A 26,914-nucleotide genomic window follows, 5' to 3' on the forward strand; every position below is an offset into this window, starting at 1 on the left:
TGAAGGATGAAGGATGAATCCAGAGTGTAACCGCTAATCTACCTCTCCTCATGGGGAGGCATAAGGTCAGCCCTCAGCCCTCAGCCTTTCGCAGGGGGTGGCTCAATTCAACCTTCAACCTTCAACCTTCAAGGCTCCGAAGGAGCCTTGAAACGTCTGCCGGCAAAGGCGCTTCCCAGGCAACATTCTTCCCGGTCTTCGGATGCACCAGTTCCAGGCGTGCGGCGTGGAGCGCCTGGCGGCGGAACCCCTTGATCGCGTCCCGCGCCGCCTCGGAGAGGCCTGCGGCCAGCTTGAGGCGGCCGCCGTAGACCGGGTCGCCCACGATGGGATGATGGATGTGGGCCATGTGCACGCGGATCTGGTGGGTGCGTCCGGTCTCCAGGCTGACGCGCAACAGGGTGTGTGCGGGGAAACGGGCCTCCACACGGTAGTGGGTGACCGCGGGCTTGCCGCCACTGACCACCGCCATGCGCTTGCGGTCCACCGGATGGCGGCCGACGGGTGCATCCACCGTGCCACCGGCCACCACCACCCCGTGCACCAGCGCCAGGTACTGGCGCCCGACGCTGCGTGCCTGCAGCTGGCGCACCAGGTCCGTATGGGCCTCGAGGGTCCGCGCCACCACCAGCAGACCGGAAGTCTCCTTGTCCAGGCGGTGCACGATGCCGGCGCGCGGCAGGGCGGCGAGTTCCGGGGCGTGGTGCAGCAGCGCATTCACCAACGTGCCCGCGCGATTCCCCGCCGCCGGATGCACCACCAGGCCCGGCGGCTTGTTGATGACGATCAGGGTATCGTCCTCGTAGACCACCGACAGGGGGATGTCTTCCGGCCGGTCTTCGGACGCAGGTTCCACCTGAGCCCGGATCTCCACCTGACCGCCGGCCCTGACCGCATCGCGGGGCCGCGGGATGCGGTCATCCAGACGCACCCAGCCCGCCTCGATCCACTGCCGGATGCGGCTGCGGGAATAGTCCGGGTACATGCGCGCCAGGGCGGCGTCCAGGCGCTGCCCGGCCAGCTCGTCGGGTACTTCACCGCGCAGTTGAATCGTGTCGAGTTCTGCGGACAATCTCGTAGCCCCCCGGGGTCATACGTTATACTGCCCTCCATTATTTCAGTCCCGGTGCCCCATGACATCCATGCGCCAGTTCACCCTCGCCCTGCTTACCGCTCTGCTGACCATCACCCTCATCGCGGGCTGCGCCGGCCGCCAGGATCCCACCCGGGACTGGTCCGCCAGCCAGCTCTACATGGAGGCCCGCGCCGCGCTTGACCAGGGCAACTTCGACCAGGCCGTGGGCTACTACGAGAGCCTCGAAGCCCGCTTTCCCTTCAGCCGCTTTGCCCAGCAGGCCCAGCTGGAGGTGGCTTACGCCTATTACCGTGCCGACGAACCGGACATGGCCCTGGCGGCCGCGGACCGCTTCATCCAGATCAACCCGCGCCATCCCTACGTGGACTATGCGTATTACCTCAAGGGCCTGGTCAACGCGAAGCGCCATCAGGGCTTCGTGGATCGCTGGTTCCCTCGCGACCCACGGGAGCGGGATCCCGAACCACTGCGCCAGGCCTTCGAGGACTTCGGCAATCTGGTGCGCAATTTCCCGGACAGCCAGTACGCGGACGACGCCCGCCAGCGCATGATCTACCTGCGCAACATGCTCGCCGGTCACGAGCTCTACGTGGCGGAGTTCTACATGCGCCGCGGCGCCTGGCTCGCCGCCGCGCAGCGGGGGCGCACCGTGCTGGAGCGCTACCCCGAAAGCGACGCGACGCTGGACGCGCTGGAGATCATGGTGCGCGCCTACCGCGAACTGGAGCTCGACGACCTTGCCGAGGATGCCCTGCGCGTGCTCGAAATGAACGACGCCGAGCGGGCCGCGCGGCTTCGCGACGCCTGATCCATCCAGCCACCACCGCCACCCTAAGGGGCCGGACCATGTGGGATTTCTTCAAGACCGTCCGCCATCGCCATTCCGTGCGCCGCTACCAGGCGGACATGCCGGTGGAGGAGGAAAAACTGCACGCCATCCTGGAGACGGCCATCGCCGCCCCCTCGGCCGGCGACCTGCAGGCCTACCATGTGGTTGCCGTGCGCGACCCGGACCTGCGCGCCGCACTTGCCGCCGCGGCCCACGGGCAGGGCTTCGTGGCGGAAGCCCCTGTCGTGCTCGTCTTTTGCGCCCAACCGGAGCGCTCAGCGCGCGAATACGGGGAACGCGGCAGGGATCTGTTTTCCCTACAGGATGCCACCATCGCCGCGGCCTACGCCCAGCTGGCCGTTGTGGCCGCAGGACTGGGCTCCACCTGGGTGGGTTACTTTCAGGAACATGAAGTGCGCCGCGTACTGGGGCTGTCCGAGGACCTGCACCCCATCGCGCTGCTGTGCCTGGGTTACCCCGCGGAACTGCCGGAAGTGACCCCGCGACGGCGACTGGACGAGTTGGTGTCTTATCGGTGAGGTGTGACGGAGTAGGTGATGTCCCCGACCTTCTCCTCCCCGTGAGGGCGAGGGAACTCTCGGCCATTCATGCACGCCTAACGCTGAACGCTGAACGCCTCTCGCCTAAAGCGCCTCGCTCCCCTCTTCCCCCGTGCGGATACGCACCACGCGGTCCACGGGGGTGACGAAGATCTTGCCGTCGCCGATCTTGCCCGTGCGGGCGGCCTTGACGATGGCATCCACGCAGATCTCGACGCGATCGTCATCCACCACCACCTCGAGCTTCGCCTTGGGGATAAAGTCCACCACGTACTCGGCACCCCGGTAGAGTTCGGTGTGCCCCTTCTGCCGGCCGAAGCCCTTCACCTCCGTGGCGGTCAGCCCGGTGATGCCGATCTCCATGAGCGCCTCGCGCACGTCTTCGAGCTTGAAAGGCTTGATGATGGCCTCGATTTTTTTCATGTGCTGTCTCCCGAAATGACCGCCGGACTTGGGTGACGGCGATCCCATGGATCATTAATGCGCTTTTGCCACAGAGGGCACAGAGGTCACAGAGTTGCCGGAGAATCATCCCAAGGACGTATCACCTGTATCTCTCTGTGACCTCTGTGTCCTCTGTGGCCAAATGCAGAATTTCATTAGGTACTAGCTTAACAACCTTGCGTACCCCGATGTAATGGGAAAGCGCCGATCCTTGCCAAAAGCGCGACGGGTGACGCGTACGCCGGGCGGGGCCTGACGCCGCTTGTACTCGTTTCTGAGCACCAGGGTAGCCACCCGGTGAACCGTCTCGGCATCGAAACCGGCGCGCACGATCTCCTCCACGGACTGATCCTGCTCCACGAAACGCTCGAGAATCGGGTCGAGGATCTCGTAGGGCGGCAGACTGTCCGAATCCTGCTGGTCCGGAGCCAGTTCCGCCGACGGCGGACGCTGGATCACGCGATCCGGAATCACCGGGGAGATTCCGTTGCGGTACTGCGCAAGTCGATAGACCCACAGCTTGGACACGTCCTTCAGCGGCGCAAAGCCGCCGGCCATATCGCCGTAGAGGGTCGCATAGCCCACCGCCATCTCGCTCTTGTTGCCCGTGGTGAGCAGCATGCGGCCGGTCTTGTTGGAGATCGCCATGAGGATGATCCCGCGGCAGCGGGCCTGGATGTTCTCCTCCGTGGCGTCACGCGGCATGCCCTCGAACTCGCCTGCCAGCGAAGCGAGAAAGGCCTCCACCATGGGGACGATGGGAATCTCCCGATAGCGGACGCCCAGCGATGCGGCCTGGGCGCGGGCATCCTCGAGACTGATGGACGCGGTATAGCGATACGGCATCATCACCGCCTCCACCGCTTCCGCGCCGAGGGCATCCACCGCGATGCAAAGCGTGAGCGCGGAATCGATGCCGCCCGAAAGCCCCAGGACCACGCCCTGGAAACCGTTCTTGCGCACGTAGTCGCGCACGCCCATGACAAGGGCCTCGTAGAGTTCCTGCGCCTCGCTCTGCGGTGTTGCCACGGGCCCGGGCAGCGGATTCGCCACCTCATCGCCCGCGGGGACCTCTACAAGCGCCAAGTCCTCGCGCCACGCGGGCAGTCGCTGAAGAACCTCTCCCTCGTGTCCCATCACCATGGACTGACCGTCGAACACCAGCTCATCCTGCGCCCCGACCAGATTCAGATACACGACGGGGAGCCGCGACTCGCGCACACGGGCCCGCAGCGTCTCCACGCGTTCCTCGAGCTTGCCACGGTGATAGGGCGAGGCATTGATATTGAGAATGGCCGCTGCCCCCGCCTCCCGTGCCGACGCGACGGGTTCGGGTTGCCAGACATCCTCGCAAACCGTCAGGCCCAGACGCACGCCGGCCACCTCGATGACGCAGGCCTCGTGTCCCGGCACGAAGTAACGCTTCTCGTCGAATACGCTGTAGTTGGGCAGGACCTGCTTGTCGTAGCGCGCCGCAACGCGCCCGTCGCGCAACAACAGTGCACTGTTGTGCAGCCCGCGCTCATCCAGCACCGGGGCGCCGAGCACCACGTCGATGCCCCGCACCGCCGGCGCCAGTGCGTGCAGTGCCCGTCCGCTTCGTTCGTGGAGACTGGCGCGCAGCAGCAGGTCCTCCGGCGGATAGCCGGTGATGGCCAGTTCCGGAAAGACGACCAGGTGCGCACCGAGTTCGTCACGCGCCCTTATCGCCCAGTCGCGAATGCGCTCTGCGTTCCCCTCCACATCGCCCACCAGCGTGTCCACCTGGGCCAGCGCGATCTTGAGGGTATCGGTCATGGGAGAAAGATGATTCAAGGTTCAATATTCAAGATTCAAAGGCAAAATGATGCCAGCCTCGGCCGCCACGGTCGACGTCACCCGCGCCCTCCTTTGAATCTTGAATATTGAATCTTGAATTCGCCGTTCAAAGCAGCGACTTCATGCGCTCGCCCATGTCGGCCGGGGAGCGGACGACGGAGACGCCGGCGGCCTCCAGGGCGGCGAATTTCTGGTCGGCCGTGCCCTTGCCGCCGGAGATGATGGCGCCGGCGTGGCCCATTCGGCGTCCGGGCGGGGCGGTGACGCCGGCGATGTAGGCAACCACCGGCTTGCTCATGTGGGCCTTGATGAACTCGGCGGCTTCTTCCTCGGCCGTGCCGCCGATTTCGCCCACGAGGATCACCCCCTCGGTCTGCTCGTCAGCCTGAAAGAGTTCAAGGCAGTCCACGAAGTTCATGCCCTGGATGGGGTCGCCGCCAATGCCCACGCAGGTGCTCTGCCCAAGGCCCGCGTCGGTGGTCTGCTTGACGGCCTCGTAGGTGAGCGTACCCGAGCGCGACACGATGCCTACGCGTCCGGGCTGGTGGATGTGGCCGGGCATGATGCCGATCTTGCAGCCGCCCGGCGTGATCACGCCGGGGCAGTTGGGCCCGATCAGCCGGGCCCCGCTGTCTGCCAGCGCCGCCTTGACCCGGAGCATGTCGAGCACCGGGATGCCCTCGGTGATACACACAATCACGCGAATCCCGGCATCCGCCGCCTCCAGGATGGCGTCCGCCGCGAAGGCCGCGGGCACGTAAATCATGGTGGCATCCGCGCCGGTCTCGCGCACCGCGTCGTGCACGGTATCGAACACCGGAAGCTCCAAGTGCGTCTGCCCGCCCTTGCCCGGCGTCACACCACCTACCATCCGCGTGCCGTAGGCGATGGCCTGCTCGGAATGGAAGGTGCCCTGCTTGCCGGTAAACCCCTGGCAAATCACCTTGGTCTGGCTGTCAATGAGGATGGACATGGGTCGGATTCACACTGTTCAAGATTCAAGATTCAAGATTCAAGGGGAAACTGTCTTGCGCGATCTGAACTTGTGCCCCTTGTAATCACCGCGTTGCAGGTAGCGGATGAAGCCCGCGAGCATGCGGCTGAGCACCAAACAGTCTCGTCTCAGTTGCTCAGCTTGGTCCGAATCCAGCAGGCCCGCGTCCTCGACCACGTAACACTGTGAGCGCAGTTCCCCTGCAGAACCCTTGGCCATGGACAGGAAGTTGACAAGCTTGCGATTGCCGCCGCGCTCATATCCTTCCGCAATATTCGACATCACCGATACCGCAGAACGGCACATCTGGCGACACAGGGCGGTGTCCCGAGCCAGCGCCCCATTGCGCGTCAACATGTACACCCGGGCAGTCAGCTCCCTTGCCCGCCTCCATACCTCAAGTTCCTCGAATCGCGTCCCGGACACTCCATGCCCCCGAGTCATTCCCTTGAATCTTGAATATTGAATCTTGAATTCTATTTAACGGAAGCCACTGCTTCTTTGGCACCGTCGGTGAGCGACTCGGCCGGGGTGATGTTGAGTCCGCTGTCGGCCAGCATCTGCCTGCCCTTTTCCACGTTGGTGCCTTCCAGGCGCACCACCACGGGAACGGTCACGTGCACTTCCTTGACGGCGTTGATGATGCCTTCGGCAATCAGGTCGCAGCGCACGATGCCGCCGAAGATGTTCACGAACACCGCCTTCACGGCGTCGTCGGACAGGATCAGCTTGAAGGCCTCGGTGACGCGCGCCGCAGTGGTGCCGCCGCCCACGTCCAGGAAGTTGGCGGGCTCGCCGCCGTGGAGCTTGATGAGGTCCATGGTGGCCATCGCGAGACCGGCGCCGTTCACCATGCAGCCGATGTTGCCGTCCAGGCGCACGTAGTTGAGTTCGTGCTCGCGGGCGCGCGCCTCGCGCTCGTCCTCCTGGGTGGCGTCGCGCATCTCCGCCAGTTTCGGGCGACGGTAGAGGGCGTTGTCGTCCAGGTTGATCTTGGCGTCCAGGGCGATCAGATCGCCGGAACCCGTGACCACGAGGGGATTGATCTCCACCAGGCTCGCGTCCGATTCCAGGAACAATGTGTACAGACGCGAAAGCAGCTTTACCAGCGCCGAGACCTGCGGCCCTTCCAGCCCCAGCGCAAAGGCCACCCGGCGCCCCTGGTAGGGCATGAAGCCGGCCGCGGGGTCCACGTGCAGGGTGACGATCTTGTCCGGTGTCTCGGCAGCCACGGTCTCGATGTCCATGCCGCCGGCTGCGGATGCCATGATGGCGACCCGGCGCCGTGCCCGGTCCACCAGCAAGCTGAGGTAGAGCTCGCGGGAGATATCGGTGAGGGATTCAACCAGCACGTGGTTGATCGGCAGGCCCTCGGGGCCCGTCTGGTGCGTGGCCAGCCGGCCGCCCAGCAGGTCTTGCACCGCCTGGCGCAGGGCCTCGACCCCATCCACCTTGCGCACGCCACCGGCCTTGCCCCGGCCGCCCGCATGCACCTGGGCCTTCACCACCCAGGCGTCACCGCCCAGGGTTTTCACCGCGCTGTCGACCCCAGAGGCCGAATCGAGCGCGACCCCCTCGGGCACCGGAATGCCGTGCTCCCGAAACAGGGCCTTGGCCTGAAACTCGTGGAGATTCATGAAGGGAAAGATACCCCCGTACACCGCAGTGCACAAGGACGGCATGACGGACGATACTGCAGCGCCACTCGCCGGTGGCCCATGCCCGGGCGAGCCCCATTTGGCCCGAGGTCGGGTCTCCTACACACCACCAACCCGTAGGAGCGGCGACCCCGCCGCGAACAGCCCATGCCTAGGGTTTGCCCCATTCGGCCCGGGGTCGGGCCTCCTACACACCTCCACCCCGCAGGAACCGCAACCCAGCCGCGAAGCGGCGGCCAGTCCCGGCCAAACAGGTCATCAGACGCATTTTCTTGTATCTTGTCTCTGAAATCTTGTATCTAACTCCTTCATGCGCATCCTCTTCCTCATCGCCGCCATCGTGCTGGTCTTCATGATCGTGCGAACCCTGTTTCGCAAGCCCCTGGGGCGGTCGAAGCCGGAGCAGCGACCGTTGCCTTCCGGCAACATGGTCCGCTGCGACTACTGCGGGCTCCATGTGCCCGAAAACGAGGCCCTGCTCTCGGACGGTCGCCGCTACTGCAGCCAGGAGCATCGCAGGCTCGACCACCAACCCCGTCAGGACGACTGAGTCGCCAGGCCCGTGCCCGCCCTGTCCACTTCCCGGCCCGAGCTGAACTGGCGCTCACTGCGCATCTTCTCGTTCTATCGCCTGATCGCTGCCGGTCTGCTGCTAGCCGTGCACCTGATGGGCACCGGCCCGACCACCTTGGGCGCGGCACTCCCCGAGGCCTTTCTGGTGGCCGCAACGGCCTACGTGCTGGCCGCCCTGGTGCTCGGTTTCACCGGCCGGCTGCGCCGGCCCGCCTTCGAGACCCAGGTGGGACTGCAGGCGGCGGCAGATATCCCGCTCATCACTGCCATCACCTATGCCAGCGGCGGGGTGGCCAGCGGCCTGGGCATGCTCATGGTTCCGGTCATCGCCGGACTGAGCCTGCAGATGCCGGGGCGCTGGGGCCTGCTGTTCGCCGCCCTGGCGTCCCTGTCCCTGCTGGGGGCGGAGATACAGGGTTTGGCCCTGGGGCTTTTGGACGAAGGCGCGTTCACCCAGACGGGGCTCCTGGGTGCAGGGCTATTCGCCACCGCGCTGCTGGCCATGGCGCTGTCCTGGCGTGCGCGGGAAAGCGAGGCACTGGCCCTGCGCCACAGTATCGACCTGGCCAACATGGCCGAGCTCAATGCGCACATCATCGACCGGATGCAATCCGGGGTCATCGTCGCCAACGACGAAGGCCATATCCATCTGGTCAACGAGGCCGCCTGGAACCTGGTGGGCAATCCGGACCCGGAGAATCCCAGCAGCCTCGCCGACCTCTCCCCCCGTTTGTACGCGGCGCTGCGCGAGTGGCTCATGGACCCCGCCCGCGGATCGGCGCTGACCCTGCCCGGCGACAACCAGGGGCCGGAACTGCGCGTTCGCTTCACGCGCCTGGGGGTGGAGCGCGCGGTGGGGACGCTGCTGTTCGTGGAGGACACGGCGGAACTCAGGCGCCAGATGCAGTCCGCCAAGATGGCCTCCGTGGGGCGGCTGACCGCCAGTATCGCCCACGAGATCCGCAACCCGCTGGGTGCCGTCAGCCACGCCGCCCAGCTGCTGGCGGAATCCGAAGACCTGACACCGCCGGACAAGCGCCTGGCGGGCATCATCCAGGCCCAGAGCGAGCGCATGAACGCGGTGATCCAGAGCGTGCTGCGCCTGTCGCGGCGGGAAGAACCCCGGCGCGAGGAGATCGAGTTGCTGTCCTGGATCACCACGTTCGCCCGGGAGTTCCAGGGCCACCACCACCTGGAGATGGACCAGGTGGCCATCCGCATCACGCCGGCCGATACCCGGATCCTGTTCGACCCGGACCACCTGCATCAGGTGCTCTGGAACCTGTGCGACAACGCGCTGACCTATGGCGCCGTCCCGGACGAGCGCGTGCGCATCGAGTTGCGTGGCGGCGCGAACCTGGTCGGACGTCACGCCAGCCTGGATGTGCTGGACAACGGACCGGGAGTGAACCCCCGCATCGACCGGCAGCTGTTCGAGCCCTTCGTCACCACCGGTGACAACGGAACGGGCCTCGGCTTGTACATCTCCCGCGAGTTGTGCGAAAACAACGGCGGCAGCCTGGATTACCTGCCCCTGCCCAGCGGCGGAAGCTGCTTCAGAATCCTGTTTCCCGTGCCCGAGCCATGAGCATTCAGCACGTACTCATCGTCGACGACGAACCCGACATCCGCGAACTGCTTGAGATCACCCTCGGCCGCATGAAGCTCTCCACGTCCGCGGCCGGCACCGTGGCCGAGGCACGGGCCCTGCTGGACACCCAGCCCTTCGACCTCTGCCTCACGGACATGCGCCTGCCGGACGGGAACGGCATCGAACTGGTGGAGCACATCCAAAAGCACCACCCGCAACTCCCCGTGGCCATGATCACCGCCTACGGGAGCATGGATGCAGCCATTGCCGCGCTGAAGGCCGGCGCCTTCGACTTCGTTTCCAAGCCCGTGGACCTCAAGATGCTGCGGGACCTGGTCAACAGCGCCCTGGTCCTGGCCCGGCCGCGCTCGCCCGAACCCGGCGGAACGCCCGATACTGCGCTCCCCGGAGAGGCACCGCCCATGCAGCGTTTGCGCGAGACGGTGCGCAAACTCTCCCGCAGCCAGGCCCCCGTGTGCATCCTGGGCGAATCCGGCAGCGGCAAGGAGCGCGTGGCACGGGAGATCCACCGGCTCGGCCCCCGCGCCGAGCGCCCCTTCGTGCCCGTCAACTGCGGGGCGGTGCCCACCGAACTGATGGAAAGCGAGTTCTTCGGCCATGTGAAGGGCGCCTTCACCGGCGCTTCCACCGACAAGGAGGGTCTGTTTCAGGCCGCCCAGGGCGGCACGCTGTTTCTTGACGAGGTGGCCGAACTGCCCCTGCACATGCAGGTGAAACTTCTGCGCTCCATTCAGGAGCGGGCCGTGCGGCCGGTGGGCGGCAATCGGGAAATCCCCGTGGACGTGCGCATCCTCTCCGCCACCCACCGCGACCTGGCCGCCCTGGTAACCGAGGGCCAGTTCCGCCAGGACCTGTTTTACCGGCTCAACGTAATCGAGCTGCGGGTGCCGGCGCTGCGGGATCGGTTGGAAGACCTCCCCATGCTCGCGAAGGACATCCTGGCCCGGATCGCCGACTCATGGCAGACCGGCGCCTTCCACCTGGCCACGGATGCCCTGGAGCGCCTGCGATCCTACCCCTTCCCCGGAAACATTCGGGAGCTGGAAAACATCCTGGAACGCGCCGCGACGCTGTGCGAGGGCGACACGGTCCACGCCGACGACCTGCAACTGCCGGAAACCACCGACAAGGGGGGACAGGCCCTGGACGACCTGCTGGAAGAGCGCGAGCGCCAGGCCATCCTCCGCGCACTGGAGGAAACTCAAGGCAACCGCACCGCCGCCGCCCGCCTGCTGGGGATCAGCTTCCGGCAGATGCGCTACCGGCTGAAGAAGCTGGGAATTGAGTAAGGCGCGAGAGGCAAGTGAAAGCGGTTGCACTCAAGGCTATGGCAGGCCGGCAATTATTGTCACACGGGGTGACAGATTTCGTCACCCAGGCGGCTCATCCCCCGTCAAGACCGACCGCCCGTCGACGGCTTTCGACCGCTCGTTCCCGATTTGCGACCTGGCACACTGTCTGCATAAGGAAGTTGGCGAACACTCACGTCTTCTTCGCGGACCATCCGCCTTCTCGTAGGGAGCATCAAAATGCACAGCATGAAGAGAACAGCACAAAAGGGCTTCACCCTGATCGAACTGATGATCGTGGTGGCCATCATCGGCATCCTGGCCGCCATCGCGCTTCCGGCTTACCAGGATTACACCGCCCGCTCGCAGGCCTCCGAAGGCCTGACTGCCACGGCCGGTGCCCGCGCCGACTTCGGCGTTGCCTCGTCCGAAGGCGAGGATTACGACCCCACCGTCTCCGGTCTCGGCAATCTTACAGGCCGCTATGTCAGCAGCGTGAGCTTCAGCGCTAGCATTTTTACCGTGGCCTTCGACCAAGGCGTCCTGGAGGGCGGCTCCTTTGATCTCTCGCCGCGCATCAGCACCACGGACGGCCAGATTCAAGGCTGGACCTGCAGGAACCCGCAGGGCGCTGTCCAAACCAGATTCCTGCCCGCGGCTTGCCGTCCGTAAGTCAGCACATGAGTTGACACTTGTGACGAAGGGCCACTGTGGCTTCACAGTGGCCCTTCGCATTTTCGGGATTCGCCCCAAGCTCGATCAGCGTAACGCTACGCACACACGCCAATAGGCCGACGCCCCGCCTGCTCCACCGCACACCCCTCTGCTGGCGCGGCCCGGGGAACCGCGGATTGACACCCACGAAGCTTGAGGATAGTAAGGACGCTTCGTCCCACCCGTACGCGACCACATGCCAAGGCAACACTTTTCCCTGCCGCCCCTCATCGGCCCGCTTGTGGTCGCCACGATCGGGGCTATGCTCATCACGACCCTGTATGCCCTTGCCCTGCCGGGCTACTGGCTGTTCGACGACTGGCCCAACCTGGTTGGCCTGAACCAGGTCGACGGAGTCCTGTCCTCCCTGCGGTTCATCACGTCCGGCGAAGCCGGCCCCTTGGGACGGCCCCTCGCCCTCGCCACCTTCGCCCTCCAGGCTGAAGCGTGGGACGACCATCCCGAGGCCATGCTGAGGGTCAATTTCGCGATTCATTTCCTGGCGGTTGTGGCCGTCTTCTTTCTCGCCGCCGGGCTCAGCCGCATCCGGCTACCGGACGACGCAAGGAAGGCCTGGTGGATCGGGGCCGCGGTTGCCCTGGTATGGGGATTTGCGCCCTTTCTGGCCACCACTCACCTGATGATTATCCAACGGATGACCAGCCTTTCCGGCCTGTTCCTGTTTGCCGGTCTTGCGATGTTCGTCTGGGCTCACATGATCCGGGGGCAACGCCTGCGTCATCTGACGCTTGTAGCCGGGCTGGGCCTTGGAACCCTCCTTGCCACCCTTTCCAAGGAAAGCGGAGCGCTCCTGCCACTGCTGGCCCTCGTCGTGCTCCTCTTATGGATCCCGCGCGAGATGTGGCTGAAAGAACCAATGGGGCGTTGGCTGATCGCGCTGCTCGTGCTCCTGCCGAGCGTGCTCCTGGGGCTATATCTGGCCAACGGCTTCGTCGAAACACTCTACCGAGGCGACTATGGCGCGCGGCGCGAGTTCACACCGTGGGAGCGCCTGCTGACACAGCCGGTCATCGTCATGGATTACCTGAAAAACCTCCTTTTTCCACGCGCGATTGCTGCCACCCCGTTCATGGACCAGATCCCCCACTCCGAGGGGTGGCTGAAACCACCGGCCACGCTGTTGGCCTGGATGTTCTGGGGTGCCCTCGCCGCGCTGGCCATCGCTTTGCGCAAGCCTGCCCTCTGGCTCCTGTTCGGTCTCTCCTTCTTCCTTGTCGGACACGTTCTGGAGTCCACACATATCGGGCTCGAACTCTACTTCGCACACCGAAACTACGTGCCCGCGTTTGGAGTGTTCTTCGGTCTGGTCTTTTTCGCGATGACCGTTTCACCCCCGCACTTCCGCTTGGCCTCGACCGTGGTGTTCGCTTACATCCTGCTCACCGGACTCGTACTGTTTCAGGTCACTTCCTACTGGAACGACGAACCCCGAACGGCGGAGCTCTGGGTTGATTACAACCCGCACACGGTTCGTGGTGCCCAGCTTCTGGCATGGCAATACCAATCCATGGGCCGCTTCGTTGCCGCCCGCCAGACTCTCGAACGTGCGGCGGATGCACAGCCGCGCATCGCCCTTCTGCAGATTCAGCGCACCGATAACTGTGTCGACAACATCGAGAGATTTCCGGACTTGCTGGAAGAAGTGCTGGCAAACCTGGAGAACCTGGCACTGTATAATCCGATCGCCGCGATCGAGCTGAGGCGTTTTTCGGAGCGCGAAGACCCTTCGCCCCTTTGCCCGCCTCGCGACCACGAGACACTGATACGCATGGCCGGTGCGCTTCTTGACAACCCGGTATACGCCCGACAGGATTTCGCGCGATCACAGCTACATTTAGCCACTGCATTCTCTCTGGTCCACCTGAACGAGGATTTAAGGGCTGTTGCCTATTTTCAAAAATCGCTACGCCTCCACCCGGACCTGGAGGTCGCCTTCCGCGCGCTATCCCTGCAGGCCAATCTGGGAGATTATGACGGTGCCTTTGCCTTCCTGAACGAACTCAACGAACATGTCCCGAACGACCCGCTTCGGCACATGCTCTGGCAGACACGGCTGGACGACTTCCGGGAGATCCTGCAGAAGTCAAGGGAGATCGATGAAGGGAACCTGCTGAACGAGACGCCTGCGAATAGTCGCATCTGACACCAATAGGCTTGCCGCCCAAGGACATTGCCCATGCAACCCAGGCTAAGCGTTGTCATACCAGCCAAGAATGAAGGACAGGCGATTGGCCCGGTCGTGGCTCGCATTTGCGAGTTGTATCCGGAGGCCGAGATCCTCGTCATTGATGACGGCTCCACTGACGACACGGCGGAAATCTCGGTAAAGGCGGGGGCCCGGGTGATCTCCCACCCCTACAGCATGGGCAACGGCGCCGCCATCAAGCACGGGGCCCGCGCAGCGGAGGGGGATGTCATCGTTTTCATGGACGGCGACGGCCAGCACGATCCGGCCGACATCCCGCGACTGCTCGAACAGCTCGACAATGGTTTCGCCATGGCCGTGGGCGCCCGCCAGCGTGGTTCCCAGGCCAGCATCTTCCGGGGCCTGGCCAACGGGCTCTACAACCTGCTCGCCAGTTACATGACCGGCCACCGCATCGAGGACCTCACATCGGGGTTTCGCGCCGTGCACAGCGACAAATTCCGCGAGTTTCTCTCGCTCCTGCCCAATGGCTTCTCTTACCCGACAACCAGCACGATGGCATTCTTCAGGGCCGGATATCCTGTCGCGTATGTGCCGATCACGGCTGACAAACGCGTCGGCAAGAGCCATATTCGAATCCTTCAAGATGGCGTGCGATTCCTGATCATCATCTTTCGTGTTGGGACGCTCTACTCACCGCTCAAGCTTTTTGTGCCGGTCGCGGCCTGCCTGTTTCTGCTTGCGACCGGCTGGTATGGATATACGTTCACATCCCAGGGCCGCTTCACCAATATGAGCGCTCTCTTGTATACGGGGAGCGTAAGCGTCTTCTTGATGGGACTTATCTCTGAGCAAATCACTGCCCTCATGTACAAGGACAGCAAGCAATAAAAAGGTTCGGCTGAGGCCTCCCACCCCCAGAGACCATGAAGAAACTGCTCCTCGTGACTCGAAACTTCCCGCCCCTTTGTGGCGGCTTGGGGTGCCTGAACCGGGATCTCACCGCGACGCTCTCGCGGCACCTCGATGTCCGTGTCATCGTTCCCTTCAGTCTCGCCTTTTTCCTGGTTGGCCTTGGCTACCATCCGTTCATTTCTGTGACCATGGGGCGATTCACCAACATGAACACCCTGCTGCTTACCACGTCCGTGGTGATTTTCTTGATCGGACTGGTTTTCGAGCAAAACACCCAACTGATATACAACGACGGGGTTGCGGAGGACGACCCCGCCGCCTCTAATGGCCACCAGAAATAAGGCACCCAGCAGCGGGCGCCGCACCCGCGTGCTGATGACAACCTCCACGCTGCCGCGCTGGGAAGGGGACACCGAGCCGCGGTTTGTTCTGGACCTCGCTCGCTCATTGTTGCCCAAGGTCGACGTGGAGTTACTCGCGCCCCATACCGCTGGCGCTGCCGTTCAGGAAACGCTGGAAGGAATTGCAGTCCGGCGGTATCGCTATTGGATTCCCCGCTGGCAATCAGCCTCCTACCAGGGTGGCATGATGCAACGACTTCGCCAGAACCGTTGGCGCACCCTGCAGATCCCTTTCTTCTTCATGGCCCAGATCTGGACGATTGCCCGGCGCCTGCGGCAAGAAAATCCTGTCGATGTCATTCACGCGCACTGGCTGCTGCCCCAAGGCTTGGCCGCCGTCCTGGCCCGGCGGCTCGCGCGCCGCCCCGAAGTGCGCATCGTCTGCACCTCTCATGGCGGCGACCTCTACGGGCTGCGTGGAAGGTTGATGGCGCGAATTAAGCGCTGGATCATCAGTCAGTGCGACGAGATCACGGTTGTCAGCCACGCGATGTCTCAAGCGATCAAGGCGCTTCAGCCTCACAGCAACCCTACCATTATCCCCATGGGCACAGACCTTGAGGCGAGGTTCACTCCAGACCCGAACAACTCGCTTCGCGATCCAAACCATCTGATCGTCGTTGGGCGTCTTGTGGAAAAGAAGGGGATTCGTTTCCTATTGGAGGCCCTCGCGCTGTGCGACTCCGTTGGGCGACCTACATTGGACGTTGTGGGTCACGGCCCTCTACGCGCAGAGCTGGAGTCCCTATCTATACACCTCGGCCTCGAAAACTACGTTCGTTTTCTTGGTGCCTGCCCACACGACGAATTACCTCAGCATTACCGACGTGCAGCCATCGCCGTTTTCCCCTTCATAGAGGCCGATGACGGTGATCAAGAGGGCTTCGGACTGGTAATGGTGGAAGCAATTGGCTGCGGTTGCACCGTCCTCGCGTCCGATCTCCCGGCGGTTCGTGACGTCCTGCCAACCGCTGATATAGGCCTCCGTGTCCCACCAGAAGACCCTGAAGAGCTGGTCAAGGCCATACTTGATTTGATTCGCAACCCCGCCACCAGTCGCCGGTTGGCGAAAAATGCCCGCGCGTACGCACTGAGCCATTTCTCTTGGCGAATCATTGGGGACCGCTACCGAAGACTTCTGTCCGAGCCATCGGATGTCGGCCACGACCCAGATGATGCCCTAAGCCACTAAATCAGAGATTGATCCTGTTTGCAGATCACTTTGTGTTGCCCGCGACGGGTGCATCAACCAGCGTCTCCAGCCGACGTATCAACACTGATCGATCATTTACGGAAAGCTTTTCGAGATTCTGCAAACATAGAAACTTAGGCGGATTTTCTCCAAGGACACTCACCCTTTTCCTCGCTCCTCTCCCAAATAGCTCGCCATTCAACACCCAACTCTCACTATCACGAACCAACCAGGCCCGGTCCTTTCGAATTTCGAGATGATGTGCTAGGAAAGTCGAAACAAATTGCCGAGCATCCCGAAACCGGGCGTGTATATTATCCTCGAACACTTTTGGGTTCTTTGAAAAAAACTCCGACAAGGTCGATTTTCTAATAGGATGTGGAACATGGGGCGACCGATAGTAGCGGGCACGGAATCCAGCCAGCGCTGCGCCACGCATTTGCGCTTGCAGACTCATGGTTCTAGAGATTCCGGTGGCTGCTTCCAACATCCGATTGAACTGTGTCTCCAGCCAAAAGACCGGCCAACTTCGCATCCGGATAGGACGCCATCGGCCACGCAGAACCACCTTCCCTTCACGGAAGAAGTCGGTGGGATCCACTGGTCTGAGTATCAAGAAATCGTCATTCATATAGAGAAAATTCTCCGCGAGACCATCGATGCGCCAAATAGCGGTCTCAATGGTTCGCGAATTGAAGGTCGGAAGCGCCCACTCGTACCCACGAAATATCTCCCGGTGGTCCACGACGCGGATTCCCATCTGGTCCTGTAGCGTAGGTGTCAAAAAGGACGGTTTCTGCCCATCAACGACGATGTGAATGGCCCGCACCCATGGGGCATTCCGGCGGATGGACTTCAGCGCAAGCTCCAGCTCGCCGTTATCACTAAAACGAATGGTGCTGCGCCCGGCTGGTATCGCCCGGGATGTATCACCATAACGACGCAATGCTTCTGCCCGCCTAGCCTGATGCACCGGGTCGTTACCGTCGACCCAAGTAATCACCACATCGACCGGCATAGACGAGCGCCGCTGAAGCGTAACGCAGTCGATATCCATCCCGCTTAAGTCTCCTGCATGAGCTAGTTGAGTATTTTTCCAGCAGTCCGACAAGACTCTCCCATTCATGCTGCGCGACCACCCAGGACATGGGGCCCCAGACGGGACCTCGATACCAAGGCGCCCTCAACGCCCTTGGTCCTTGCGTACCCCATACATTACACTGACTCAAGTTGGTTCTAGAGCACCAAGCATTCAAGGCAGGATAGCCGTGTAGGTTGAAAGGAACGCACAATGATCTCCTTCTTGCCGGCAATTTCCCAAATGCTCACTGGAATTGGCCGGCTGAAGATCCAGGTGAAATCTCTCCAGCGTCGAACCAGCGCATTTATCATGTTCGCCCGCAATGTACTAAACTTATAGCGTCATTACGTATGGGTGGAGGACTCGTAATGGCAGGGGAATGCATTCACGCCCAACCCGCTGATTCGTCTTAGAGGAACGCCCCAGATGGCGCTTCGACCGTTTGACTTGTAAACGCCTCGAGCTGGTGCTTTGCAGACCCGAGGAAATAGAGAGGCGTGGCCGGAGAAAATTTGGACTCCGATCCAGTCGGAAAACCGGATGCCCACCTGATCGAGTCTCTTCCCCAGCATCCATCGCCCATATGAACTCTCTATCCCCTCCCTTGTAGAGGAAGCGTCCGAAGACCCAGCGACCGGCTTGCCGCAAGGGCCAGTACGGCATGCGCCGCCGCCAGGGTCACGGCCGTCGATATCGCCGCGCCGAGCATTCCAAGCGGCGGGATCAGCGCAAGGTTCAGGACGATGTTGGTCATGCTGGCAGCCACAAGAATTCTTAAGGATATCCGTTCATGGCCGGTCATTTTGAGAACCGTCGGGGCGAGCCCGAAAAAGGCTACCCCAATCTGACCTGCCGCCAGGATCAATAGCGGCCCTATTGCGACCGTGTAGTCTCCTCCAAAGATGACGCGCAACAGCCATTCACCCGCGAAGTAGAGCACGGCGAAGGCCGCAATTGCAGCAAGAAAGCTCCATCGGGCCGCGCGAACGACCAGCCGCTGCAGGCCTGCATGATCGTGCAACGCATGCAGACGGGCAACACGGGGCCCGACCACCAGTGTAACGCCGACCAGCACGAAGATGATCAACTCCGCGGCCTGAGCGGCGATGCGGTATTGGCCGACATCCACGGCGGTGGTCAGCAACCCCAGCAGGACGATGTCGGTGTACTTGATCAGCTGTTGTGCCCCCATCAGCAACGCCAGGGGGATCAGCGCCCGCCACCAGTCACCCGGCATGAAGACGGGCGACACCCCCAATGTTTCCGGAGGCCGGAGTCTTTGGAACCACAGCAATCCGCCGGCCACGGCGACCGCCGTGGCGGCCGCATTAACTCCTACCGCCATGCCGGGCTCCAGTCGCGAGGCCAGCGCCAGGGTACCCACCCCCAGAAGCAGCAGCCCCGGCTTGACCAGGGCTTCCAGCATGACCCCCTTCACGGGTTCGCCGATGCCTTGCATCAGTGCGATACGCAGGCTGTTGGCCACCAGCAGGGGTATCAGGACGATCCCGCCCAGGGCAGCCCAGTATTCAGTGGGAGACAAGCGTTCGCCCCATGTCACGAGGGCCGCGATCAGCACCCCGGCGATCGCCAGGGTCGAGAGGGTGGAGATCCGAAAGGCCCACCGCCAGAAGCCCCGTACCCGCCCCCAGTTCGCAACCGCGCGTCCTGCGGCCGTTTCGCGCACCATCAAGGTTCCCAACCCGGCGTGCGCGGGGAGCACGACCAGAGACGCCACCGCGATAACAAAACTGTAGATGCCGAACCCACCGGGACCGAGGGAACGGGCCAACACAACGGTAGCGACCAGCCCCAGCAAGAGGCTGGCAACCTTCAACATCATGACGCCGCTGGTCTGGGAGCCCAGCCTGCTTAGCGATTGATCGTCCGACCCCCCCAATTCGTGGCTCCCCAAACTGGCGCGCTATGTGGTTCTGAATCCTGTCCGGTCGGGTATGGTGGCCCAAGCGGGAAAGTGACCATGGAGCAGCTACAGGGCGACCGTAGGCGACTCACCCGCCCCCAATTCCGGACCTTCGTGGACCAAGCGGCATGCCGTAGCCCTTGGAGCGACCTGCTCCAGCAGATCTACTTGGGCGACGAGACATTCGTCGACCACATGCAGACAAGGATGAACACGCCAGACACCAACCTGAACGTCCCAAGAGCCCAATGACGCCCCCGCACCGTCCCTGACCGACGTCGTCAGAGAGCATTCGGACCTCGACGCGGCGATAGCCGCGGCATAGACGAGGAGCGCCTACACTCATCGCGAAATCGCCGGCTTCGGCGAACTACATCCAGGCAGTATCGGCTGGATTCTCCGACAGCGTATGTAACAGTACTAGACTTGTTCCCCAGCGTGCCAAGACGCCGCGTGAAGACATCGGATCCGCTGTCGGCTCGTACGGTCGGTAACCAAACTGCGGGGGCATGGGGTCTTGGTTGAGTCATTCCCGTTCACGGGTGCCTTCCGGGTTGCCTCGACGCTACGGATTGGGCACGTACCTGTCAACGACCGCCGGATAGTCATCTTCAATTCCGGCTAAAGCCGGCTGATCCGCTGCCGACAAATTCGATATGACCTCTGCCACAAGCCCGGCGGCGTTCCCACAAGCCTCCGCTGGCCAGACCCATCTGTCGCAAAGAGACATGGGACCCATTTGACGAGCATTTCCGTTGACTTCACAAGTACTTCAGCTAACATGCTGTCCAGATAGGTATTTATAACCTGCTTCAGGGGATTCATGTCCACACCCGCCGCCTCCATTCCGCTCAGTGGCCTGGCGCGCCGCCTCGTACAGGATGGCCTGTTATCCGAGGCTGACGCCGGCAAGGCGCTGGAGCAGGCCCAGAAGAAGCGCGTACCCCTTGTGGCCCATCTGGTGGACAAGAAGCTGGTGGACGCCCGGCGCCTGGCCCAGACTGCGGCAGAGGAATTCGGCTCCCCGGTCTTCGATCTGGACGCCTTCGACCGGGAACTCCTGCCCAAGAAGCTGGTGGATGAAAAGCTGGTGCGTCAGCACCACGCCCTTCCACTGTTCAAACGGGGCAACCGGCTGTTTATCGCCCTGTCCGACCCCATGAACCTCAGTGCCCTGGACGAGATCAAGTTCAACACGGGCATTGCCACCGAGCCGGTGCTGGTCGAGCAGGACAAGCTGGCCAAGCTCATCGAGGAGAGCCTCAACGACGCCGGGTCCGTCATGGAAGGCCTGATGGACAGTGACCTGGACAACCTGGAGGTGGTCGCCGGGGACGACGACAAGGGAGCGGACGTCTCCGAGAGCGAGGTTGACGATACCCCGGTGGTGCGCTTCGTCAACAAGGTGATGCTGGACGCCATCAACCGCAAGGCCTCGGACATCCACTTCGAGCCCTACGAGAAAGAGTTCCGGGTGCGCCTGCGCATGGACGGCGTGCTTCATGAGGTGGCCCATCCCCCGGTGAACCTTGCGCCGCGCATCATCGCCCGCATCAAGGTCATGTCCCGCATGGACATCTCCGAGCGCCGCATCCCCCAGGATGGGCGCATCAAGATGCAATTATCCAAGAACCGGGCCATTGATTTTCGTGTCAACACCTGCCCCACCCTGTATGGCGAGAAGGTCGTGCTGCGAATCCTGGACCCCACCAGTGCGTCGCTCGGAATCGACGTGCTGGGCTACGAGGAGGACCAGAAGCAGCTGTACATGGATGCCCTGGCCAAGCCGTACGGAATGATCCTTGTAACGGGCCCAACCGGGTCGGGTAAGACCGTCTCCCTGTACACGGGGCTCGGGATCCTCAACACCGCCGACCGCAACATCTCCACCGCCGAGGACCCGGCGGAGATCAACATGCCGGGCATCAACCAGGTCAACGTAAACCCCAAGGTGGGCCTTACCTTCGCCTCGGCACTGCGCGCCTTCCTGCGTCAGGACCCGGATGTGATCATGGTCGGCGAGATCCGCGATCTGGAGACGGCGGAGATCGCCATCAAGGCCGCCCAGACCGGCCATCTGGTACTTTCCACCCTTCATACCAATGACGCTCCACAGACCTTGACGCGCCTGGCGAATATGGGCGTACCTCCATACAACATCGCCTCATCGATCCTGCTGATCATCGCCCAGCGGCTGGCCAGACGGCTGTGCAACAACTGCAAGGCCGTCGATGATATTCCGAAGGAAGTCCTGCTCCAGGAAGGCTTCACCGAGGAAGAGGTCCGCGAGGGACTGACCATTTACAAGGGGATCGGCTGCGATCAGTGCACCAACGGCTACAAGGGCCGGGTGGGCATCTATCAGGTGTTGCCGATCTCCGAGGACATGCAGCGCCTGATCCTGGAAGGGGGGAATTCAATGCAGCTGGCGGAACAGGCCAAGGCCGAAGGCGTCAACGATCTTCGCCGCTCCGGGCTGCTCAAGGTCAAGGCGGGGGTAACCAGCCTTGAAGAAATCAACCGGGTAACGAAGGACTGAACCGATGGCCCAAGCCGATACCGTATTCATCTGGGAAGGCCTCGACAAGAAGGGCTCACGCATCAAGGGCGAAACTGCTGCCGCGACGGAGGTGCTCGCGCGCGCGGAACTGCGCCGCCAGGGCATCAACCCGCTCAAGGTCCGCAAGAAACCGAAATCCCTGTTCGGCGGGAAGAAGAAGATCACGCCGAAGGACATCGCCGTCTTCCTGCGACAGATGTCCACCATGATGGAAGCCGGTGTGCCTCTCGTGCAGGCCTTCGACATCGTCGGCCGCGGCCACGAGAACCCGTCCATGCGGGAACTCATCATGTCCATGAAGTCGGATGTGGAAGGTGGTACCACCTTCTCCGCCGCCTTGGGCAAGCATCCGAGATACTTTGATGACCTGGTGGTCAACCTGGTTAATGCGGGAGAGCAGTCAGGCGCCCTTGAGGCCCTCCTGGACAAGATTGCCACCTACAAGGAGAAGACCGAGTCACTCAAGGCCAAGATCAAGAAGGCCCTTTTCTACCCCACGGCCGTGATCGTCGTGGGCATCATCGTCACAGCCATCCTGCTGATCTTCGTGGTGCCCCAGTTCCAGGACCTCTTCCAGGGTTTCGGGGCCGATCTGCCGGTGTTTACCCTGTTTGTCATCGGCATCTCGGAGTTTCTCCAGTCATACTGGTGGTTGATCTTGCTGGCACTCGCCGTTGCCGTGTATGGATTCCGGGAGGCACATCGGCGTTCCGAAACCTTCCGCCGCCGACTGGACATATTATCCCTCAAGATCCCCGTCATCGGTGAGGTGTTGCGCAAAGCCTCCATAGCACGCTTTTCTCGAACGCTATCCACCATGTTTGCAGCGGGCGTTCCGCTTGTGGAGGCCATGGATTCGGTGGCCGGTGCAACCGGCAACGCCCTTTACAGGGAAGGTACTTTGAGAATCCGCGACGAGACGGCCGCCGGCACACAGCTTCAGCAGGCCATGCGCAACACCGACCTCTTCCCCAACATGGTGGTCCAGATGGTGGCCATCGGTGAGGAGTCCGGGGCGCTGGACGACATGCTCGACAAGGTGGCCGACTTCTACGAGGAGGAAGTCGACAACATGGTCGACAGCCTCTCCAGCCTGATCGAGCCCATGATCATGGCGTTCCTGGGCATTGTCGTGGGCGGCCTGGTCGTCGCCATGTATCTGCCCATCTTCCAGTTGGGCGCGGTGGTTTAAAAGCAGGTACAAGGTACACAGTACAAGGGTAAAGGGGACATGCACCGGTTGCGCCCCCTTTCAGGGATGTCATGATCGAACTTCTGCAAACCAGCACGCCCGTTCTGTTGGTTGTCACCGGGTTGTTCAGTCTGCTGGTGGGCAGTTTTCTCAATGTGGTCATCCACCGTCTTCCTCTGATGATGGAGCGCCAGTGGCGGCTGGATGCCACGGAGTTTCTCAGCGCGGAAGGCCATGCACTCCCGGCTGTCGAGGGTAGCGGCAGCTACAACCTCTGGACGCCGCGTTCCGCTTGTCCGGAGTGCGGTCACCGGATCACGGCGCTGGAGAACATCCCGATCCTGAGTTACCTCTTTCTGCGCGGCCGGTGCAGCGAATGCGGTACGCGCATCCCCCTGCGTTACCCCCTGGTCGAGGCCGCCACCGCGCTGCTCTCCGTCGCGGTCGTATGGCACTTCGGCTTTACGTGGCAGGCGGGCGCGGCTCTGCTGTTCACATGGGCATTGCTGGCGCTTTCGGTCATCGACATTCGCACGATGCTTCTGCCCGACTCCATCACGTTGCCCATGTTGTGGCTTGGACTCGTTCTCAATCTGGCGGGCGTGTTCACGGATACCACCAGCAGTCTGTTGGGTGCGGTGACGGGCTACGCGAGTCTTTGGATTCTTTATCATGGCTTCCGTCTGCTCACGGGCAAGGAAGGCATGGGCTTCGGCGACTTCAAACTCTTCGCCATGATCGGTGCGTGGTTGGGCTGGCAGTTCCTGCCACTGGTGATCCTTCTGGCCTCTCTGGTAGGTGCGGTGGTCGGCATCGCGCTCATCCTGTTCCAGGGCCGGGACCGCGCACAACCAATCCCCTTCGGTCCGTACCTGGCAGCGGCGGGCTTCATCGCGCTCCTGTGGGGCGATCACATCATGAGTCTCTATCTGGGATAGGAACGATTCAATGGGAGCGATTCAAGATTCAAGATTCAAGATTCAAGGGGGGTGCGGTGGCGGCCGACGCAGCAGCGGCATGTCGCAGCACCGCTCACCCCCTTTGAACTTTGAACGTTGAACCTTGAACTTCGACTTTCCCCATGTTGCGCATCGGACTCACCGGCGGTATCGGCAGCGGCAAGAGCCTCGTGTGCGATCTGTTCGCGGCGCACGGCGTACCCGTTATCGACAGCGATGCGATCGCCCGCGAGATCGTGGCGCCCGGCAGCGAACTGGCGGAGGCGGTGATCCGGGAGTTCGGCGAATCTTTCCGTGATGTCACCACCGGTGGTCTGGACAGGAAGGGGCTTCGTCGGCTAGTTTTCGCTAACAGCCAAGCACGTCACAGACTGGAGGCTATGCTCCACCCTAAGATTGTGCACGAATTAAGCCGGCGTCAGACCGGCGTGGGCGCCCCCTACTGCATCCTGAGCATACCTTTGCTGGTCGAGTCGGGTCTTCAGGATCAGGTCGACCGGATCCTGGTCATCGACTGCCCGGAAGCGTCGCAGGTGGAACGGGTCATGCACAGAGACGGGGTCTCCAGGCAGGAGACGCAGGCGATACTGGCAAGCCAGGCCTCCCGTGACGAACGGCTTGCCCATGCAGATGACGTAATTGACAACAGTGGCCCGCCGGGGGACCTGGATGATCAGGTGGCGGAGTTGCACCGGAAGTACCTGGAGTTGGCAGCAGACGGCAAACGTTAACCGCTCCCCGGGGCTCCGGAACCAAAGATAGAGGGTGACGACATGTTTGTGAATTTCGCACTCAAGGTAGAGAATAACGAATATGTCCTTCACGAATCTCCGACCGCGTCTTCGGTGAGCGATACCATCACCTACGAACAGCCGCTCCTTGAGCGCATGCGTCTGTTCATGCGCATCGAGGAGTTGATGCACCGCTTCCGCTTCAGCATGGAGGGCAAGAGCGGTTGGGAGACCCATTGCGCGCTGACGACCCTGATCGAGATACTCGATCTTACAAACCGTGTCGATCTGAAGCGCGAACTCATGAAGGAACTCGAGCGACAGATCGCCAATCTGAGTCGCCTTGTATCCGAGCCGAGCGTGGACCAGGATCGTCTCACCCGGGTCATCGAACAGCAGCGCCAGCTCATCGAACAGATCCACACCATCAACGGACAGCTGGACCAGCAGATCAAGACCAACGACTTCTTCGGCAGCATCCGCCAGCGCAATTCCATTCCCGGCGGCACCTGTGATTTCGACCTTCCGGCATACCACTTCTGGCTGGCCCGGCCGGCCACGGAACGGCGCGAACTGCTACGCGGCTGGTCCCAGCCCTTCCAGGAGATCAACGAAGCCGTCGGCCTCGTGCTCAAGCTGATCCGCAACAGCGCGGAACCACGTACCCTTGTGGCAGAGAGCGGCTTCTACGAGCAGTCACTGGACACGTCCATTCCCTGGCAGATGATTCGTATCACGATGCCGTCCGACAGCATCTGCTATCCGGAAATCAGCGCCGGCCGCCAGCGCTTCTCCGTACGCTTCCTGAAACCTGGCGACATGCGCCAGCGTCCCCGCCAGTGTGACCAGAACGTGGAGTTTCAGCTGACCTGTTGCGCGCTATAAGCGCAAGCGCTCAGCAGTCGAACAGGCCCCTTTCGGGGCCTTTTCTTTTGAGTCCCGGAAGTAACAATACGGAAAAGCAGGTTCTCTCGCGAAGGCGCGAAGCGCGCAAAGAAGATACTCAGGAAATGCGGGGTGTCGCTGGTGCGATTTCCGTGTACTAGCCCGGACATTCAGCGTGCACGCCAGTCACTTGTGTAGTTAATCCGCCACGGCCAGCAACGCCACGAGAGGCGTTTCAACGTTCGATCTCCCAGAAGGCGCGGATGCCGGCTACGCCCTGACCGCCAAGGTCCCGGGTTCGCGCGAGATCTCCGGGCTCGACCCCACCCAGTGCGTAAACGGGCATGACGGCCAGGCGCGCCAACTCGGCAAAACCTTCCCAGCCGAGCGGGTCTGACTCGGGATGCGTCGCCGTGGGCAGGACCGGCGAGATGAAGGCAAAGTCCGCGCCGGCCTCGCGGGCCAACTCGAGTTCTGTGCGGTCGTGCACCGAGGCCGAAAGCAGGAGACCGTCACGCTTCGTATCGATGTCCCAAGCGTTCAGACGGCGGCTGTTGAGATGGACGCCGTCGGCGCCTGAGGCAACGGCCAGATCCGGATCAGCATTGAGCAGGATCCGCACGCCGTTAGACCGGGCCAAGGGCACTGCCCGTACCGCCAGCTGGGCGAAGCGCTCCCGGTCCAGGGAGGGCGCCCGCAACTGCATGAGCCGGATGTCGCCGCGACCCAGGCGCTTGGACAACTGCCGCAGGAAACCATCCTCGTCGCCGCCGGGGTCCGGCGTGATCAGGCAATGGTCCGGCAAGGAGAGGGCCGTGACGATGGGCCGGTTGGCCGCAGGGAACGCGTAGTCGGGCAACGCGTGCACGGGTACCCAGCAAAGCGGCTGTCCGTCCGGTGACCGAGGGTCCCCGTCGAAGGCGTCCACCAGGCACACGTATAGACAGACCCGCTTGTCGCCGTAATCGTGATCAATGGTGATCAGCGGGCGGAAGCGCCTGACCCGGATGTCCAGTTCCTCGCGCAACTCGCGCGCCAGCGCCTGCTCCAGGCCTTCTCCCGGCTCGAACTTGCCGCCGGGGAATTCCCACAGGCCTCCCTGGTGCGCATGATCCGGGCGAAGGGAAATCAGATATTCGCCGCGAGAGTTGCGGATGGCGGCGACCGCGACCTGAACAATGCTGGACATAGCCCGTCTAGCCCGCATATCTCACCGGTCGGACACCGGCTGGCGCGCAACAGGCGGAAACATAAGTGGAATACGTTGAAATGGTCGCGAACCTCAGCATGACAGACTGTCCCCGCCGGTGTCCTATCGCG

At 62.5% G+C, this 26,914-nt stretch carries 24 protein-coding genes; 15 read left to right on the forward strand and 9 right to left on the reverse strand.

Going from position 1 to position 26,914, the window contains the following annotated elements:
* Positions 1-121 precede the first annotated feature (121 nt).
* A complete protein-coding gene (gene rluD / locus B1C78_RS10605; RefSeq protein WP_175628284.1) occupies positions 122-1,072 on the reverse strand; it encodes a 23S rRNA pseudouridine(1911/1915/1917) synthase RluD in 951 nt (316 codons plus the stop codon).
* 70 nt (positions 1,073-1,142) lie between these two features.
* On the opposite strand from rluD, the gene B1C78_RS10610 reads away from it, so the two are divergent.
* Both B1C78_RS10610 and B1C78_RS10615 read left to right on the forward strand, forming a co-directional pair.
* Complete coding sequence (locus B1C78_RS10610; RefSeq protein WP_077279141.1) at positions 1,143-1,904, forward strand: outer membrane protein assembly factor BamD; 762 nt, start codon at positions 1,143-1,145, stop codon at positions 1,902-1,904.
* A gap of 38 nt (positions 1,905-1,942) precedes the next feature.
* Positions 1,943-2,464: a nitroreductase family protein gene (locus tag B1C78_RS10615; RefSeq protein ID WP_077279142.1), complete on the forward strand. Its 522-nt coding sequence runs from the start codon at positions 1,943-1,945 to the stop codon at positions 2,462-2,464.
* 105 nt (positions 2,465-2,569) lie between these two features.
* Here B1C78_RS10615 and B1C78_RS10620 read toward each other — a convergent pair whose 3' ends face one another.
* From B1C78_RS10620 to sucC, 5 genes are all read right to left on the reverse strand, one after another.
* Positions 2,570-2,908: a P-II family nitrogen regulator gene (locus B1C78_RS10620; protein WP_077279143.1), complete on the reverse strand. Its 339-nt coding sequence runs from the start codon at positions 2,906-2,908 to the stop codon at positions 2,570-2,572.
* A gap of 183 nt (positions 2,909-3,091) precedes the next feature.
* Positions 3,092-4,726 carry an NAD+ synthase gene (locus B1C78_RS10625; protein ID WP_077279144.1) on the reverse strand — a complete coding sequence of 545 codons (1,635 nt, stop codon included), beginning with the start codon at positions 4,724-4,726 and terminating at the stop codon, positions 3,092-3,094.
* A gap of 127 nt (positions 4,727-4,853) precedes the next feature.
* The gene (gene sucD / locus B1C78_RS10630) at positions 4,854-5,720 is read right to left on the reverse strand and encodes a succinate--CoA ligase subunit alpha (RefSeq protein ID WP_077279145.1); all 867 of its coding nucleotides are present in this window, start codon (positions 5,718-5,720) and stop codon (positions 4,854-4,856) included.
* A 39-nt stretch (positions 5,721-5,759) separates the two neighbouring features.
* Entirely contained in the window at positions 5,760-6,185 is a 426-nt protein-coding gene (locus B1C78_RS10635) for a four helix bundle protein (RefSeq protein WP_281250604.1), read from the reverse strand.
* A gap of 32 nt (positions 6,186-6,217) precedes the next feature.
* Complete coding sequence (gene sucC / locus B1C78_RS10640; RefSeq protein WP_077279202.1) at positions 6,218-7,378, reverse strand: ADP-forming succinate--CoA ligase subunit beta; 1,161 nt, start codon at positions 7,376-7,378, stop codon at positions 6,218-6,220.
* Between the two features lie 331 nt (positions 7,379-7,709).
* Between sucC and B1C78_RS10645 the strand changes: the two genes are divergently transcribed.
* From B1C78_RS10645 to B1C78_RS10680, 8 genes are all read left to right on the forward strand, one after another.
* A complete protein-coding gene (locus B1C78_RS10645) occupies positions 7,710-7,949 on the forward strand; it encodes a PP0621 family protein (RefSeq protein ID WP_077279146.1) in 240 nt (79 codons plus the stop codon).
* 12 nt (positions 7,950-7,961) lie between these two features.
* Positions 7,962-9,560: a two-component system sensor histidine kinase NtrB gene (locus tag B1C78_RS10650; RefSeq protein ID WP_077279147.1), complete on the forward strand. Its 1,599-nt coding sequence runs from the start codon at positions 7,962-7,964 to the stop codon at positions 9,558-9,560.
* Positions 9,557-10,873: a sigma-54-dependent transcriptional regulator gene (locus tag B1C78_RS10655; protein ID WP_077279148.1), complete on the forward strand. Its 1,317-nt coding sequence runs from the start codon at positions 9,557-9,559 to the stop codon at positions 10,871-10,873. The genes B1C78_RS10650 and B1C78_RS10655 overlap by 4 nt, the downstream gene beginning before the upstream one ends.
* Positions 10,874-11,113: 240 nt before the next feature.
* On the forward strand, positions 11,114-11,545 hold the full coding sequence (locus B1C78_RS10660; RefSeq protein ID WP_077279149.1) for a pilin: 432 nt from the start codon (positions 11,114-11,116) through the stop codon (positions 11,543-11,545).
* Positions 11,546-11,849: 304 nt separating this feature from the next.
* On the forward strand, positions 11,850-13,751 hold the full coding sequence (locus B1C78_RS10665; RefSeq protein WP_139349893.1) for a tetratricopeptide repeat protein: 1,902 nt from the start codon (positions 11,850-11,852) through the stop codon (positions 13,749-13,751).
* Between the two features lie 33 nt (positions 13,752-13,784).
* Positions 13,785-14,645 carry a glycosyltransferase family 2 protein gene (locus tag B1C78_RS10670; protein WP_077279151.1) on the forward strand — a complete coding sequence of 287 codons (861 nt, stop codon included), beginning with the start codon at positions 13,785-13,787 and terminating at the stop codon, positions 14,643-14,645.
* Between the two features lie 35 nt (positions 14,646-14,680).
* Positions 14,681-15,010, forward strand: a complete 330-nt coding sequence (locus B1C78_RS10675) for a hypothetical protein (RefSeq protein WP_077279152.1) — start codon at positions 14,681-14,683, stop codon at positions 15,008-15,010.
* The gene (locus B1C78_RS10680; RefSeq protein WP_077279153.1) at positions 14,994-16,262 is read left to right on the forward strand and encodes a glycosyltransferase family 4 protein; all 1,269 of its coding nucleotides are present in this window, start codon (positions 14,994-14,996) and stop codon (positions 16,260-16,262) included. The genes B1C78_RS10675 and B1C78_RS10680 overlap by 17 nt, the downstream gene beginning before the upstream one ends.
* 25 nt (positions 16,263-16,287) lie before the next feature.
* On the opposite strand, the gene B1C78_RS10685 is transcribed toward B1C78_RS10680, so the two are convergent.
* A complete protein-coding gene (locus B1C78_RS10685) occupies positions 16,288-17,319 on the reverse strand; it encodes a Stealth CR1 domain-containing protein (protein WP_175628285.1) in 1,032 nt (343 codons plus the stop codon).
* Positions 17,320-17,935: 616 nt separating this feature from the next.
* Positions 17,936-19,186 carry an MATE family efflux transporter gene (locus tag B1C78_RS10690; RefSeq protein ID WP_077279203.1) on the reverse strand — a complete coding sequence of 417 codons (1,251 nt, stop codon included), beginning with the start codon at positions 19,184-19,186 and terminating at the stop codon, positions 17,936-17,938.
* Positions 19,187-20,090: 904 nt separating this feature from the next.
* Between B1C78_RS10690 and pilB the strand changes: the two genes are divergently transcribed.
* The 5 genes from pilB to zapD all read left to right on the forward strand — a co-directional run bounded on the left by pilB (position 20,091) and on the right by zapD (position 25,594).
* Positions 20,091-21,806 (forward strand): type IV-A pilus assembly ATPase PilB, encoded by a 1,716-nt coding sequence (pilB, locus tag B1C78_RS10700; protein WP_077279156.1) that lies wholly within the window; start codon positions 20,091-20,093, stop codon positions 21,804-21,806.
* Positions 21,807-21,810: 4 nt separating this feature from the next.
* Complete coding sequence (locus tag B1C78_RS10705) at positions 21,811-23,019, forward strand: type II secretion system F family protein (RefSeq protein ID WP_077279157.1); 1,209 nt, start codon at positions 21,811-21,813, stop codon at positions 23,017-23,019.
* Positions 23,020-23,090: 71 nt separating this feature from the next.
* The gene (locus B1C78_RS10710; protein ID WP_077279158.1) at positions 23,091-23,957 is read left to right on the forward strand and encodes a prepilin peptidase; all 867 of its coding nucleotides are present in this window, start codon (positions 23,091-23,093) and stop codon (positions 23,955-23,957) included.
* A 143-nt stretch (positions 23,958-24,100) separates the two neighbouring features.
* A complete protein-coding gene (gene coaE / locus B1C78_RS10715; protein ID WP_077279159.1) occupies positions 24,101-24,709 on the forward strand; it encodes a dephospho-CoA kinase in 609 nt (202 codons plus the stop codon).
* A 42-nt stretch (positions 24,710-24,751) separates the two neighbouring features.
* Complete coding sequence (gene zapD, locus B1C78_RS10720) at positions 24,752-25,594, forward strand: cell division protein ZapD (protein WP_077279160.1); 843 nt, start codon at positions 24,752-24,754, stop codon at positions 25,592-25,594.
* Between the two features lie 235 nt (positions 25,595-25,829).
* Here zapD and B1C78_RS10725 read toward each other — a convergent pair whose 3' ends face one another.
* Positions 25,830-26,783: a Nudix family hydrolase gene (locus B1C78_RS10725; protein WP_077279161.1), complete on the reverse strand. Its 954-nt coding sequence runs from the start codon at positions 26,781-26,783 to the stop codon at positions 25,830-25,832.
* Positions 26,784-26,914 lie beyond the last annotated feature (131 nt).

Source organism: Thioalkalivibrio denitrificans (assembly GCF_002000365.1).
Classification (GTDB): Bacteria; Pseudomonadota; Gammaproteobacteria; order Ectothiorhodospirales; family Ectothiorhodospiraceae; genus Thioalkalivibrio_A; species Thioalkalivibrio_A denitrificans.